Source organism: Psychrobacter sp. ANT206 (assembly GCF_056880555.1).
In genome coordinates this window covers 848,681-864,059 of record NZ_CP096271.1, presented here as the reverse complement: position 1 = coordinate 864,059, position 15,379 = coordinate 848,681, and the positions used below count along the sequence as shown (strand labels likewise).

Sequence of the window (15,379 nt, the reverse complement as noted above, 5' to 3'; positions counted from 1 at the left end):
CTCTCTAATAGCAGAGAGAAATTAACGGAAATAAGTTTTTAGGAAAATATATGAAGTTTTTATTGGGTGTGCTCTTTACTTTATTTGTGGCAATCGTTGGGATGTTTGCGGTTGTCAGCAGTGGCGTTGTCAACGTGGGTGCAGACCAAGAGCATAGCCCAATGATGTATAGCTTTTTAGAAACTGCGCGCAATCGTTCTATACAAACTGCCAGTAAAGATATTGTGGTACCAGACTTAGAGCAGGTTGACATGATCAGCTCTGGTGGCGCGGACTATAAAGATATGTGTGCAGGCTGTCACTTGTCTCCGGGAGTGGCACAAACTGACTTTAGCGAAAGCTTATATCCGAAGCCGCCCAACTTTACCAAGGCTGATATCGTCAAACGTTATCAAACTGAGGACGGTGCAAAGCAAAGCTTTTGGGCCATCAAACATGGCATTATGGCTTCGGGAATGCCTGCATGGGGCGCCTCCCATGATGACGATAGAATGTGGGCAATGGTCGCTTTTATCAGATCGCTACCTGAATTAGATGAAGCTCAGTACACGATGCTAACCACTCGGATAGATGGCGATATGATGGACATGTCATTTGATGGTGATATGAATATGTCGGATGATGGTATGGGTATGGAGATGTCGGAAGATGGTTCTGGAATGCAGCATTAACCCTATCTGTATATAGAAGCATCATCATTAAATGTTATCGTTATTAATAATGCAGTACTGAACGGTGCTGCATTTAACGTTTTTAGTTAAGACCACAAATATAGGGTCCAGTTTTTAGAGTATCGAACATAATAACAGACACTTAAAGGTGATTTGATGAGACATTACATACACGGGTTTTCTAATGGACATCACTGGTTATCCGGTCGTGTCCTTTTATTGATGGCGGTATCAGCACTACCCCTTACACTAGCCGCTTGTAGCCAATCTACTACCAGTGTCCCTGATTCTCAACCAGTAAAGGTTGAACAGTCTGCTACTCAGAATGCACAAGTACAAAACGAAAGTTCGGCTCCGGCAGATGCTCCTGCAATCGACCCGTCATCATTACTCAAAAACGTCTCAGCGACCGTCTATAAAGATGCCAACTGTGGCTGCTGTAAAGAATGGGTAGGCTATGCAAAAGACAATGGATTAAGTGCAACCGCGCAAGATGTGGCAGATGTCTCTTTATTCAAAGATCGCTATGGCGTACCACAGCAAATGCGCTCTTGCCATACCACCGTTACTACCGACGGTTTCGTCTTTGAAGGACATGTCCCTGCTAAACACATGGCTCAGTTCTTAGAAAATCCTCCTATACAAGCCATTGGACTTGCCGTACCTAGTATGCCAGTTGGCAGCCCCGGTATGGAATATCAAGATAAATTCATGCCTTATAAAGTAATGCAGCTTAATAAAGACGGCACCACAGAAGTTTATGCCGCTATTGATTCTCCTCAGCAGCAACTATAATTTTGATGGTTGTTTTGGCTGAGATCTGGATAAATTGAATGTGAGTAGCATTAAAAGCGGCTTAATAAGATTCCCAATCGTAATTGACGTATCGTTAAATATTATAACCATAAGCTTAACCACCATCTCTCAAATTAAATTAGGTCATCATTATGAATAAACAGAACATATTGAACCGCCGACGTTTTTTAACCGGATCCTCCGCTGTCCTTGGCGCCTCCTTGATACCGACCATGGCCAGTAGTGCATTGGGACACTCAAGTCGTTCGGGCAGTCAGGGTGCTACTATCAATAGTGACCAAAACACTCATAAAGTGCCTATATTGACCGGTAAAGAGTTTGACTTATACGTCAGTAAACAGTCCGCTATTGTCAACGGTAAAAAGAGCATGGCAACGCTCATCAATAATTCACTGCCAGCACCGACGTTAAAGATGCGTGAAGGCGATACGGTGGTGATACGTGTTCATAATCAGATGGATGAATCAACCTCTATCCATTGGCATGGACTACTAGTACCGTTTGAGATGGATGGGGTGCCGGGCATTAGCTTTGATGGCATTCCTGCAAACAGCACCTTTACTTATAAATTCAAACTCAAACAATCAGGCACCTATTGGTATCACTCACACAGTGGGTTCCAAGAACAAACCGGTATGCTGGGTGCCATTGTGATTGAACCTAAAGGTCGTGAGCGTCATCCTATCGAAGAAGACCACGTGATCGTGCTCAGTGATTGGACCAGCCGCAACCCGCATAATCTCTTGAAGCTGCTCAAACAGCGCGCCGACTTTGACAACTATCATCTGCCAGACTTCAAGAAGCTACTGTCTGATATCGCTGAAACGGATATGAAAACTGCGTTTGATAAACGCAAAATGTGGAATCAGATGCGCATGATGCCCACTGATTTTACTGACTTGTCGGGCGAAAACACCTTCACCTACCTTATAAATGGCAAAACCACCGCGGCTAATTGGGCACAAATCGTCAAGGCAGGACAGCGCGTTAAATTACGCTTTATCAATGCTTCAGCGCAAACCATCTTTGATGTGCGCATACCCGGTCTCAAAATGACTGTGGTGGCAACCGATGGTATTGATGTCGCACCCGTTGCGATTGATGATTTTCGTATTGGCGTGGCTGAGACCTATGATGTCATTGTCACCCCAACCAAAGATGCCCATACCATATTTGCCCAAAATATAGACCGTTCAGGCTATGTCGCAGCAACGCTTGCCACCAAAGAAGGCGCTCGTGCGGCAACGCCTGCTATGGACAAAATCGAATGGCTCACCATGGCAGATATGATGGGCGCTATGGGTGCTGATGGTTATAAAGCCAAGCATGCCAAAACTGAGTATGACTTCAAATCTGACATGCGTGTGGACAGTCCACGTATGAACCTTGATGATCCAGGTATTAACCTGCGTAACATTGATAGAAAGGTGCTGAACTATAGCCAGCTGCGCTCTGTCGATGAGGCCATATTTGCGGAGCAGCGCAAGCCTACCCGAGAGATCGAGCTACATTTAACCGGTAACATGGAGCGCTATATCTGGGCGTTTGATGGGGTTAAGTTTAGTGAAGCGACACCGGTTAATATTAAACCTAATGAGCGCGTGCGTATTACCTTAGTCAATGACACGATGATGAATCATCCGATGCATTTACACGGCATGTGGAGCGATTTGCGCATGCCTAACGGCGAGTTTCAGGTGCGCAAGCATACTATTATGGTGCAGCCGGCACAAAAAATCAGCTTTGATGTCACAGGGGAAGCTGGTCGATGGGCATGGCATTGTCATCTGCTCTATCACATGGAAGCTGGTATGTTTAGAGAAGTGGCGGTCATTTAAGCAAATCTTTGATTGATAGGTGAGAGATGAGATGAAAATACATAAAGTAGGTTTACGGTTCGCTGGGGCATCATCATTGGTACTGCTGGCATCATCATTTGCTAATGCTGCTGACCCGTCCACTGCTAAAAAAGACATGATGATGCCAGGCATGGATCATAGTAGTATGGATATGTCAGGTATGGACATGTCGGATATGGATCATAGCGGTATGGATATGTCAGATATGGATATGTCAGATCAGATATGGATATGTCAGATATGGATATGTCAGATATGGATATGTCAGATATGGATATGTCAGATATGGATCATAGCGGTATGGATATGTCCGGTATGGATCACAGTGGCATGGACATGTCGGGTATGGATCACAGTGGCATGGACATGTCGGGTATGGATCATGGCAGCATGGATATGTCAGGTATGCAAGGTGGTAAGGCGCCAGCTGATGCACGAAGTTCCGACTACTCAAACGGCGTTCCCTATGGACAGTATGGTAAGCCTATGATGATGGGTGATATGCCATTATGGGGTGTTTCTGTAGATGATTTAGGTTATCAGTTTGATGACGATCAGATTAATTATGAGGTTGGTGCTTGGTATGGCCTAGATGAGCGCCGCCTCTCTTTACGCAGCGAAGGTAGTATTAAGACCGAAGGTGATAAAGAAATTGATAGTCTGACCTCACTATCTTACTGGAAGCCGCTAAGTATCTTCTGGAATGGCGAGGCCGGTGTTGCTTATGATACCGAAAATGACAAACCTGCCATTATGGCGGGTATTGTCGGTACTATGCCTTACTTTATTGAAACCGATGCCAGAGCTTATCTGTATTCTGATGGACAAGTTCGATTGGACCTTGGCGCAGAATACGAGTGGCGCTTGAGCCAGCACTGGGTTGTGATACCGGAAGTAGGACTAACAGCCTTTAGTAAAAAAGACAGCGACAATCATATTACCAAAGGTTTTAACGAGATGGATGCTGAAATGAGGCTCACTTACGAGACATTCAGTCGCCAACTTGCGCCTTATGTGGGTGTGAGTTATGAGACAGCGCTTGGTAGTGCTCGAGATCAGCGTCGTCAACATAATGAAGCGGTTGATAGCAGTAGTTTGACTGCAGGGGTTAAATTCTGGTTCTAATATTATTAATGTAATAGGAGATATACTATGAATGCTTCAGATCAAAACAACATGAATCATCAACAGGGCATGAACCCTTATGTCAAGTTCACCCTGATGACAGTGACGTCTACGATTGTGATGTACATCATGATGTATTTCAATACTTATGAATGGAGTCATGTTTACTTTAGTGAAACCCGAGCTTATATGGCGCTCTACATGGGTGCGGGTATGGCCATCATTATGCTCGCCTTTATGGGTAATATGTACAAAAAAACCAAAATTAATTTGATGGTTTATGGACTGAGTGTGTTGATGTTTGCCGTTGGGATATGGGGCGTGCGCTCTCAATCAACTGTCGATCAAGTCGATTGGATGCAAGCGATGATACCACATCACTCGATTGCTATTTTGACCAGCTCAAGAGCAGATATCGAAGATCCTAGAGTGCAACAGCTCGCTGACGATATTATTAAAGCGCAAAAGCGTGAAATCGCTGAGATGCAAGCGCTGATCGAAGAGCTGGAATAGACACTGATGTATGTAAATATTATAAAGCTATTAAATAAAAAAATACCGGCATAAATGCAGGTATTTTTTTATTAGAGAGTAAGCTGATTCAAGAAAAGTGACAAAAAATAAAATGGCAATTTCATAAAAATAAAGGGTTTAAATAGAAATTCAGGCACAAAAAAACCTCAAACAATCTAATGTTTGAGGCGAAAATTGCTTAAACTCGAAAGTCTAAATTCGTTTTAAATATGGCGCAGCGGACGGGACTCGAACCCGCGACCCCCGGCGTGACAGGCTAGACCCACCATATTTCGTTAATGTATATTAAATTATATTAACCTACAAACCTTTATGTACAAAGGGCTAATTATAAATTACCCAAATGACGTTTAGCGTCATTTAACGTTATTTATCAAGAAAGATATACCATTTTTGGTCACTTATAAGGTATAAAAATTATACTTTTTTAATTTATTTAAGTATATATTTTATACTTTTATTTTAGATCGGTATTGCTAAAAGCGCCTTAATCTCTCCAAAAATCCTATCCCACTGTTTCATTGTTAGCGAAGGGCTACCGATCGCTGAACTAGATGTGGCTTGATTTACTGTTAAGCGGCGTAATTAAAATGTCCCAAGTTTAACTGTACGGGATTAGCGGCAGGGGTCAGAGCAACGCCTGTGCGGAATGATAAACAATAAGAGCTAGCAAATAAAAATCATGGCCTCTACACCTGAGTTCTTCAATGGTCGTGAAATGTGCGAGGCATGGGCAACCTATATTTAATGATTGGGTTCACGCCTCGTCCATCGGCAATAGCAAATACACAGAACTCGGGATGTTCTCAAAAATATTCTTAGTAACTATAGTGGCGAATTATGACTCCAACCCTCTGCTACGATTTCTTTAACCACTTGGTCGTAATGCTCGGGTAATAAATTATTTCTGTAGTAAATACTGTCTATTAGCTCCTCTGTGGTTAGACCACCTTTTAAACTATTAATCATCCTTTGATACGGCTCACGAACTTCAGGCCATGACAACTCATCGCCCAGTACTCGACCAACATAAGTCATCATATAACTTTGAAAGGAAAAAGGCTTCTCCATTCTACCCTGTATAGCTAGGCGGTATATGGGCTCGAATGCTTCTAATACTGGTTTGACTAGTCTGGTGTTAAATTGAATAGATTTTTGAATATCTTCTTCTACCCATTCAGGGCGATGAATAGAAGCTACTCTCGCTATCTTTTCTCTTGACTTCCAATCTATAAGCGCCTTTTTAAACTCAATAGCTGCTTGTTTAATTTCTTGCTCGTTCATATTAAATTCTTTCATATTATTTGACCTTTATGATGTCATTAGTTTTGATAGGGTTACCGTAATTCGCCTGCTTTAGGGTTCACAAAAAAAGCTACAATACATATTGCGTATTGTAGCTTTTGAATATGAACAACATTAATAGCATGGAAAAGTAGTTATACAAACTTATAATATCTGACTCGGTAATATGGTCTCATCCAATAATTGATTAAAATCTTTTTCATCAATTTCTATTGCTTGACTTTGTCCTGTCCTTTGTTTTTTCCATAATTCAATAAAATATCGATTATCAATTGTGTATAATATATAAGGTTCAGATGAAGATAAATATAAGTATTCCTTCATTGTTTGGTCAAGGTTTTTGAGCCTAATGTCTCTATTGATAATTTGATTAAAGTTATAGCTATCGGTCTTTAACTCCTCAAAACTCTGTTTGGTGATCTGTACAATTCGATCACCGCCACCATGACCACCATTCAAAAATATTACGAAATAATAGTTCTCAAGATTATACAAGGCATATACTTCTGGCATTTTATAAAAATAAAAGATTTTTAATATTTTTTTCATTATGAGTATACTATTTGTTAGCGTCGTATTTGTTGACCAGTTTCAATTAACTGTGGACTTTTTGGATCCACTGCAAAAAGTGTATGAAAAGGATATATAGGGTTAGTAGTACTGTTTATAGTCACACTGTTCTTGTCAGAATGTTCTATAGATTCTTGTGCGAAACTCTCAATGTACAAGCTACTTTCGAGGTTATCTGTCAATTTAATTTGAAAACGTAAGCTACCATCCGCATTATAAATAGCTGCATTATTGGGATATTTAAAAAACCACGGATAACTAATGGCTTCACTGAACTTTCTGTGCTGTTCTTTATAAATAACTACAAATCCTGTGCGATCAGGTAAAACTTCTATAATATCGGAAACTGGAATATGAATTTCTTTATTATTATCCAATAATATATAGTGTTCTATAGAAACTATTTTACAACTATGTTGCAAATGTGGATATCTATCCCTTCCTACTGAAAAAATAGTACTTGTCGTAAAAATAGATCCATCATCACAAGTAACTTTTCTCAAAATATCCTTTATGAAAAATTCATTCATTTAAGCAACTCTATGTTTTTTAAAGACTCTAAATTTATTTCAAACTTATCAAGATTTGTGCCTGGATAATCTTTGAACTCCACTTGATGACCTCCGCCTGGTAGACGTTCTTTAGTTTGTGTACTGTACATATCTCCCACAGTGCCCTCACGCACTCTAGTACCTGGCTTAGATGTAAATTCCACGACATATAGGTTACCAGATTTCCACTCTTCAGGTACACCAAGCTTATTACGGACGTCTGCAACCGAACTGACAGGTGTATCAGTTGCCCAGCTCCCAAAATGCGATGCTGGGTTTTGTCCATCTTCTATGGCATTCCTCATATTATCCAACTGACGTTGATCTATTACCATCGAGAAATTACGTGGTTCTGTTAATACGTGGTCAGTGACAGTTGTACCATTTTGCCAAGCAGGTCTTTGTGTTGCCCATCTCTCTAGTTGCCAGCCATTCTCCAAGCCTATATTTTCGGCAACTTGATTATCGCTTAGTGTCTTAGTTCTAGTAGTTTTATCTATGTCAATTCGCTGTAGACCATCTCGATCTGTCACCTGACCAGCATTTATATTCTCTGCACGGTGTACCACTGGGTTATTGGTAGTTGCACTGAAATCTCTAACAGCTGAATTACCAAATCCCGAGTTATCCGCGTTAAAATTATTCTCAACTCTAGTATTTCTCGTTTCTGAAACTGTTAAAGTTTTAGTCTTCGGCTTAGTTAAATTTGCTACTACACCGCCTGCGCCCAAGTCAGTCCCCAGCTTAACCCAACCTGCCGTTTCTTTAGAGACACCCGCTGCATCTAACACAGCAGAAGGCACTTGCTCAGTCGATTTTTTATTAAAGTTTGATCCGCCTGTGGCCATGTTATCTAAGCCATTAGCGATTAATACAGCTCCTCCTGTGCAGCCAACTCCTGTCACGCAAGCTGCTGTACCCCCTAGTACTTCACTTGTGCCAACACCTACTTGAACAACTGGCATCACTTTTTCATTTACCGTCTTGTCTGATACTGCTTGAATACTTTTACCATCACGTAGGTCAGCACCATTCTTAACGGCTTGATTACGGGCATCTAACTCTTTTTGATTGACCTTCTGTGCTTGATTAGCACGCGGCTTAGGTTTACCTGGAGTAGGTCCTGCTGTCTTTCCTTTATAAGGTTGAACCACACCGCCAGTCCAGCTATAACCATAACTATTTGTCTGATTTTGAATTAAGTTAACTAGATTGGTATCAGGTTTCTTGATATTTGAAAAATTCTGAGTGAAGGTTGTCGTCTTACTAGTAGAAGCTGTATTTTTCCATAGTCTTGATTCAAAATCAGCACCTACGCCATTGTCATACATGACTTTATCAATAGCAGCACCCTTGGCGTTATTGCCAACTCTAATGGTTACATCATCGTTATATTTCTCATTATATTTCGTACTGTTCGCCCATCGTAAGGCATCTTCTATTTCTTGCAGAGTATAAGATTTACCATCTGCTCTTTTCCACCCTTGTTTTTTAGCTTTTTCAAACAGTACTTTAGCTAACTCTTTTTCTTGTGGATGCAGCTGTCTATTGTTCGCATCCACATTAATAGCGGTCACTGTACTCGACGTATCAAGTCCAGCAGCACTGCCAGCACCTAGCAACGTCAAACTGATTACACCACTTGCGGCACCTTTGGCTACATCTTCACTCATTCCTGTATCAATCAGCGCTTTAGCTACTTTAACTTGTATATCATTGAGAGTAGGCGCAGCTGCTGCAACACCGCCTGTGGTCAGTGCGCCCTCAATACTACCAGTGCCCAATGCACCAAGAGCCGTATGAGCAGCAACTCGGTAAATACCGCCTTCATCCCATTTCTCGATTGCTGCTACTTTCTCTGCATCACTAAAAGTCGTATCAGCTCTGATCGCTTTAATACGATCATTAGCAAAATCCCCAACTGCCTTCGGCGCTTCCTTACCGAACTCTTTAGTAATGATCTTCTGCGCCCCAAGCTCTTCATTAACTTTTGTTTCGTCGAACACATTGTCAAGCGCACCTGCATACTCGGCTTGGTTGTCGGTTGTGATACCACTATTGCCAGCGATGCCTGCACGGGTTGTACTGCTATCACTATCACCATCTGTGCCATAGCCTAAACCATTCATGGTGGCTTGTGGCTTGCCTGTGGTATTACCCACACTTAATCCAACAGAGATCGCATCACCCTCATAGCTACTGGTGTTCTCTATATCTTGAGTAGTAATACCGCCTTTACTAACATACTTGTTGAGTCCTGCTGCTAGTGCTGCATCGGTGGTGGTAATCGCCCCGCCAATCAAGGTGGTCTTACCGCCAACTTCTAGATCAAAGCCACCATCCCCTGTAAAGATGCCAGACTGCTCACCCACCGCTTTATAGTCGGCATTGATATTGGTCTTGCCACCGTTCAAAGATAGACTGGATCCTGCACCTTCTAAAGCAATGTCCGCGGTAAAGCCCATGTTCTTCTGATTACTGTCATAAGTAGCTGTATCTTGTAGCGACTCTATGTAGACGTTGCCACCGATGATGCCTTGCGCTTTACCTGTGTTAATGACCCCGCCTTTGATGTTGAGGTCATTGCCAATATCTAGGGTACTGGTACCACCCACGTTGACTTGGCTGTTGGCATAGGTGACTGAATCGCTATTGGCATAGCCTTTGCCTTTGCTAGCATTTGCGGTGATGCCGCCGCTTGGGCCTTGTCCGCCAAAGCTGGCATAACCGCCAATAGCCGCGCTTGAGCTTGAGTTATCACTACGGGTGTTACTGTTTTGGGCAACCCCGTTGACGTTAAAGTCATTGTCCGCTTGGAATAGGGCGTTATTGGTGACGTTCAAGTTACTGCCATTGATGTTGATATCGTTGTCAGTACCTGTGCCAGTTGCGATAAGTGCTAGGTTGTTGGCTTGAATAGTTGAGCCTTGGTTGACCTCAGCGTAACTACTAGAGTTAGATTGGCTCTTTTGCGAGCCGATGGTGGCTTGAATGCGGGTGTTACCAACGCCTTTTAGGTTGCCGTCGAGTAGGTCGTATCCTGCGCTATCGCTTTGGTTGGTAGTGACATCTTTGACGCTATCCATCGCTCAGGCGGTTCTAAAAAGTCAGCAACCTTTCGATGCTGCCTTGCATAAACATTGAGCCTTTAAGCTTGCTTTTTCTCATGGTATCTACGTGCTTTTTGTCATTGAGTACTTTGTTAGGGTGTCGCAAGCTTCACCTAGCCTACGCGCTACTATTTATCTAAATCAATTGAGCGTTTAGCAAGTTCTTAATTGTAGCAGGTACAGAAAAACCACTGATTGTACTCACATGCCCATCTAAATCATAAATACAACCACATTGCCTACATTCAAGTTGTACTATATTTTTATTAAGCTCTGCGATAGCTATCAAACCATATGCCCCACAATTCTTACATGTTTCATCAACTTCAAAGTAGTAGAGTCGCTCTAAAGTATCTCTTAGAAATCTTGTTATGTTTTCACCTTCATTATGCTTATAAGAATTAATAATTTTTTTGAATACAATTATTTCAGATTTATTGAGAGATGAATAATTAATTGGATATCCATTATCGTTGTAATCTAAGAAACCTAATAGCTTATAATCACTATACGGTTTTTCTGAAAAAAACTCCTCATTAGATATAAGAAATTTTTTAATAATGTCAAGTAATTGTTGAGAAGACGACTCTTCAGATAAAATACTCAAGTCATCTTTAAATTTTTCAAACTCTAGTTTATTAATATTAATCATTTTTATTTTTTATCATGAACGCCAAGCGATTAGTCTATCAATAATTTCAATACATTCCTCTTGAGGTAATATGAATTCATCCATATCCATTGCTATTAAGCTGTGCAGATCACTCTGAAGTTCATAAGGTATCTCGTTAGAATAATCAAGCAAAAATTTCATAGCTTGTATTGATACCTTAGTAGGTTGGTAGTCGGCCAATATCTGTTTTCTGAATTCTAGCAATTCAGTTTTTATAAGTTCATCCATATCTTCACCTTAGATTTATACATTATAAATACAATTTAACTTAGCGACCTAATTCCTTACCTGTCGGTGGATAATGTTGCCCAGTTACCTGCTGTCCATTGATTGATTTTGGATTCACTCTGATAACTTCACCTTTATGATTATTGAGCTATGCTGAAGAAACCGTACAACTAAACTTGGTAAACTAAGCGTATTCATCGGAGTTTATCATGACCAAGAAAGTAAGAACCTACAGTAACGAATTTAAAGCCGAAGCCGTTAAAAAGATAGCAGACAATAACGGTAATGTTTCAGCCACAGCCACAGCCAGGCAGCTTGGCATAGCGATGCAAACGCTGTCAAAATGGAACAACAAAGCCCATCAAGGCAAGCTTGTTGGCACAGAGCAGTATGATCCTGACCTTATGAGAGCTCTTCAAGAAATAAAGCAGCTCAAACAACAGCTTAAAGTTGCCGAAGAGGAGCGCGAGATCTTAAATGAGGAGGGATAAAGCGAAGCACTGCTTCGCCCCGACGCAAGATGAGAGCTATGCTCGAATGAGGCGACGGCGTACTTTGCAAGGCACAGCTAGTCAAGTACGCCTTCATCAAAGACAATCAGCACCTCTTTTGCATCACCACTATGTGCCGCGTGCTCAGCGTTAAACCATCAAGCTACTACGACTGGCTGGGTCGTGATATCAGCTGTCAGCAGATACACCGTAATCAGTGCGAGCTGTTGGTTAAAGCTGCGCACAGTGAAACATCAGAGCGCTACGGTATAGATCGTTTGCATGCAATGCTCACCGATCAAGGGCATGATATTAGCCTGTACATGGTCAGAAGTATTAAAGAAGAGTTTGGCATCAAATGCCGCCGTCATAAGCGCTTTAAAGTGACCACCGACTCAAATCATAACAAGCTTGTCTATCCAAACGTACTGGATCAGCAGTTTGACGCTAAGCGTCCCAATGAGTCTTTGGTCAGTGACATCACTTATATCTGGACTGCTGAGGGCTGGCTGTACCTGGCAGGCGTTAAAGACTTATACACCAAAGAGCTAGTCGGCTATGCTATCAACAAACGTATGACCGCAGACTTGGTTTGCCGAGCACTCAATATGGCAATCAAAAACAAACGACCCAGCAAAGGGCTGCTTGTACATTCAGACAGAGGTAGTCAGTACTGCAGCCATGCGTATCATAAGATCATTAAACAGCAGCAGTTTACAGGCTCTATGAGTGGCAAAGGTAATTGCTTTGATAACGCACTCATAGAAAGCTTCTGGGGCACTTTAAAGAATGAGCTGGTATATCATAAGGACTATAAAACAAGATTTGCCGCGATCAACGATATCATTAGGTACATCGAGCTGTACTACAACCAAACGAGAATTCAAAAGGGTTTAGGCTATAAAACGCCAAGACAGGTGTGGTTTGACTCTTATCGTCAGGCGGCGTAATTAAAATCTCCCAAGTTTAAGTCTACGGGATTGACGGCATACATCATCTAAGGTGGTGGTGCCGCCAACGTTGATTTGACTATTGGCGTAGGGAAATAAAAAAAGCTACGATGCGACTTATATCGTAGCTTTTTTGCTTATCTCATGGCTATTCTAAAAATAGTATTTTGAACTCCGTAATTTGTACTAATTTAAACACTCATAAGAACATTATTATATGCACCAATAACTACATATAGAAATAAAAGTACAATTAGTGCAACTATAACTATTAATATAATTTTATTTTTCCTTTTCATTTTAAAACCCTTATAAGAATTTAAAGAAAATTAAACATAAGAAATATAGCTATACTGAATAACATTAAAAATATTCCTTTTACTTTATATTATTTCTTTTCTTTTTCAAAATCTTCTGAAGCTTTATCAACATATTCTTGGAGTGCATCATTAGCAATACTTCCTGTCATACCAATAACAGGAGGTAATTCTCCAAACAAAATACCAGAAGGCCCTGCAGGTATCTCTATTCCAAAAATTTTCTTGCTCGTAGGAACACTTGTTCTGTTTATTAAACTAGTTCTATCACCTTTACCACTTCCAAAATCAATATAAGGGTCTACATCGTAGTCTTTATGTCCTATACCTTCATCTGTTGGCGAGTAATAGTTGTAGCTTCCTGCATTAGTAGGGTCAGTTACAATTCTATTGTAATCACTTGAATCTATTCTTCCATCTTGAGTATCAATAATAATCTCAAGTTGTCCATTTTTATGTAAAAACTTCTTATAACGATATTTACCATTAGGGAGCTTAGCTGGTTTTCCATTTGAATCAAAATTGTGAAAAATGTTTTGTTCATCGTCTAATAAAATCCAATCGCCTCTATTTTCTTTAAATGATTTTTGAGCACTCGCATTCCATGCTTGTCTCTGAGTAACATGCAAGTTATAGAAGGTTTTACAACCTGCGCCGCTTCTACAATTATCATAAGCAGTATCAAACTGCTCATTTCTAGCTTTGTCTAATCTCTCTAACTCACGTATTTCTGCAGTTATTTCTGCACACCTTACTGAAACGCAGTTACCATAACTATTAGAGTTCTTACTTTTCTCCTTTCTAAGTTCCGCCATTCGAGCATGTTCAAGATGATTCAAATAATTATTTTGCGTTTGATTCACACTACTAGCTGCACCTGCTATATCGCCACCAACGACAGCGCCAATTCCTGCTGAGAGTCCTAGAAGCAGAGCATTTTTAGTAGTGTCATCAATACCTTGCTTATCAAGATAACGACTTACTGCAGGAATAGAAACAGCCGTAGTACCATTTGCTAAAGCACCTTCAACACTACCCGTAGCAATAGCGCCAACTAAAGTGTGTAGAGCAACACGATAAGCGCCACCTTCTGCCCATTTATCAGCAGCATTAATGTTCCCTTTATCAATCATTTTAAATTGCATGTAGCTTGAAACATCCCCAACTGCCTTCGGCGCTTCTTTACCAAACTCTTTAGTAATCTGCGTCTGCGCCCCCAGCTCCTCATTCACTCGCTCTGCATCAAACACATTGTCAAGCTTACCCGCGTACTCAGCTTGGTTGTCAGTAGTAATACCACTGTTACCCGCAATGCCCGTAATACCTGCACGGGTAGTGCTGCTATCACTGTCACTATCCGTGCCGTAGCCCAGTCCATTCATGGTGGCTTGTGGTTTACCAGTCGTTTTACCAGCACTTAGACCGATAGAGATAGCATCGCCGTCATAGCTTGTGGTGTTCTCAATGTCTTGGGTGACGATACCGCCTTTGCTGACATAGTTGTTACGTCCTGCTTTTAAGGCTTCCTCGGTGGTAGTAATCGCCCCGCCTATCAAGGTAGTCTTACCGCCAACTTCTAGATCAAAGCCGCCGTCTCCTGTAAAGAGCCCTGATTGCTCGCCGACTGCTTTGTAGTCTGCATTGAGATTGGTTCTGCCACCATTGACGGATAGACTTGAGCCTGCGCCTTTTAGGTCAATGTCAGCAGTGAAGCCGAGGTTCTTCTGTTTGCTGTCATAGCCTTTTGAGTTGAGGTACAAAAAAAGCTACGATAAATTTTATATCGTAGCTTTTATTTAAGTCTATCACTTTATAATTTCATTTTTGAAAATATGTGTTTATTTTACCTATTTGAAAACAAATCATCTAAACGTTTCGCGGCTTCATCATATTCATCGCCTGGATCTAAAAACGCTGTTTTAAATGAGTAATAGTCCGCTAGAAATTCAAATGAATCTCCACCTAAAGATTTTGCTTTTTCCATAAGCTTGATTCTTGAATCGAAAGGAATAAGCCATTCATCATCTTGTAGTAAACATTTAACCAGTATATCAACGTCAGAACATTCATCCAATGCTTGGTCAAAACTATTAAAAACAGCATTCCAAGCATTGATATCTGAATCTGAATCTGCTTTGGACATACTTATAATCTCTTCAGTAATATCATTAATATTCAT

The 15,379-nt window shown here is 41.0% G+C and carries 13 protein-coding genes and 1 pseudogene; 6 read left to right on the top strand and 8 right to left on the bottom strand.

All coding sequences use genetic code 11. From position 1 onward, the window contains the following. Positions 1-50: 50 nt before the first annotated feature. The 5 genes from M0221_RS03705 (at position 51) to M0221_RS03685 (ending at position 4,984) form a co-directional block, all read left to right on the top strand. Positions 51-671 (top strand): c-type cytochrome, encoded by a 621-nt coding sequence (locus tag M0221_RS03705; protein ID WP_181211007.1) that lies wholly within the window; start codon positions 51-53, stop codon positions 669-671. A 156-nt stretch (positions 672-827) separates the two neighbouring features. Further along, the gene (locus M0221_RS03700) at positions 828-1,466 is read left to right on the top strand and encodes a DUF411 domain-containing protein (RefSeq protein ID WP_041772227.1); all 639 of its coding nucleotides are present in this window, start codon (positions 828-830) and stop codon (positions 1,464-1,466) included. Between the two features lie 152 nt (positions 1,467-1,618). Next, on the top strand, positions 1,619-3,325 hold the full coding sequence (locus tag M0221_RS03695) for a copper resistance system multicopper oxidase (RefSeq protein WP_483284391.1): 1,707 nt from the start codon (positions 1,619-1,621) through the stop codon (positions 3,323-3,325). 246 nt (positions 3,326-3,571) lie between these two features. Beyond that, positions 3,572-4,471 carry a copper resistance protein B gene (locus tag M0221_RS03690; protein ID WP_483284390.1) on the top strand — a complete coding sequence of 300 codons (900 nt, stop codon included), beginning with the start codon at positions 3,572-3,574 and terminating at the stop codon, positions 4,469-4,471. Between the two features lie 27 nt (positions 4,472-4,498). Then, positions 4,499-4,984, top strand: a complete 486-nt coding sequence (locus M0221_RS03685; protein WP_483284389.1) for a DUF305 domain-containing protein — start codon at positions 4,499-4,501, stop codon at positions 4,982-4,984. Positions 4,985-5,830: 846 nt separating this feature from the next. Here M0221_RS03685 and M0221_RS03680 read toward each other — a convergent pair. From M0221_RS03680 to M0221_RS03655, 6 genes are all read right to left on the bottom strand, one after another. Beyond that, entirely contained in the window at positions 5,831-6,304 is a 474-nt protein-coding gene (locus M0221_RS03680; protein WP_483284388.1) for a hypothetical protein, read from the bottom strand. A 150-nt stretch (positions 6,305-6,454) separates the two neighbouring features. Further along, a complete protein-coding gene (locus M0221_RS03675) occupies positions 6,455-6,859 on the bottom strand; it encodes a hypothetical protein (RefSeq protein WP_483284387.1) in 405 nt (134 codons plus the stop codon). Positions 6,860-6,876: 17 nt separating this feature from the next. Continuing rightward, a complete protein-coding gene (locus M0221_RS03670; protein ID WP_483284386.1) occupies positions 6,877-7,410 on the bottom strand; it encodes a hypothetical protein in 534 nt (177 codons plus the stop codon). Further along, complete coding sequence (locus M0221_RS03665; protein WP_483284385.1) at positions 7,407-10,517, bottom strand: hemagglutinin repeat-containing protein; 3,111 nt, start codon at positions 10,515-10,517, stop codon at positions 7,407-7,409. Before M0221_RS03665 ends, M0221_RS03670 begins: the two co-directional genes overlap by 4 nt. Before the next feature lie 160 nt (positions 10,518-10,677). After that, complete coding sequence (locus M0221_RS03660) at positions 10,678-11,193, bottom strand: hypothetical protein (protein WP_483284384.1); 516 nt, start codon at positions 11,191-11,193, stop codon at positions 10,678-10,680. A 12-nt stretch (positions 11,194-11,205) separates the two neighbouring features. Further along, positions 11,206-11,442 carry a hypothetical protein gene (locus tag M0221_RS03655; RefSeq protein WP_483284383.1) on the bottom strand — a complete coding sequence of 79 codons (237 nt, stop codon included), beginning with the start codon at positions 11,440-11,442 and terminating at the stop codon, positions 11,206-11,208. A gap of 209 nt (positions 11,443-11,651) precedes the next feature. Here M0221_RS03655 and M0221_RS03650 point away from each other — a divergent pair. After that, positions 11,652-12,883, top strand: a pseudogene (locus M0221_RS03650) (IS3 family transposase). Positions 12,884-13,271: 388 nt separating this feature from the next. Here M0221_RS03650 and M0221_RS03645 read toward each other — a convergent pair. Next, positions 13,272-14,960, bottom strand: a complete 1,689-nt coding sequence (locus M0221_RS03645) for a hypothetical protein (RefSeq protein WP_483284382.1) — start codon at positions 14,958-14,960, stop codon at positions 13,272-13,274. 83 nt (positions 14,961-15,043) lie between these two features. After that, positions 15,044-15,379, bottom strand: coding sequence for a hypothetical protein (locus M0221_RS03640; RefSeq protein ID WP_475131570.1), 336 nt, complete (start codon positions 15,377-15,379; stop codon positions 15,044-15,046).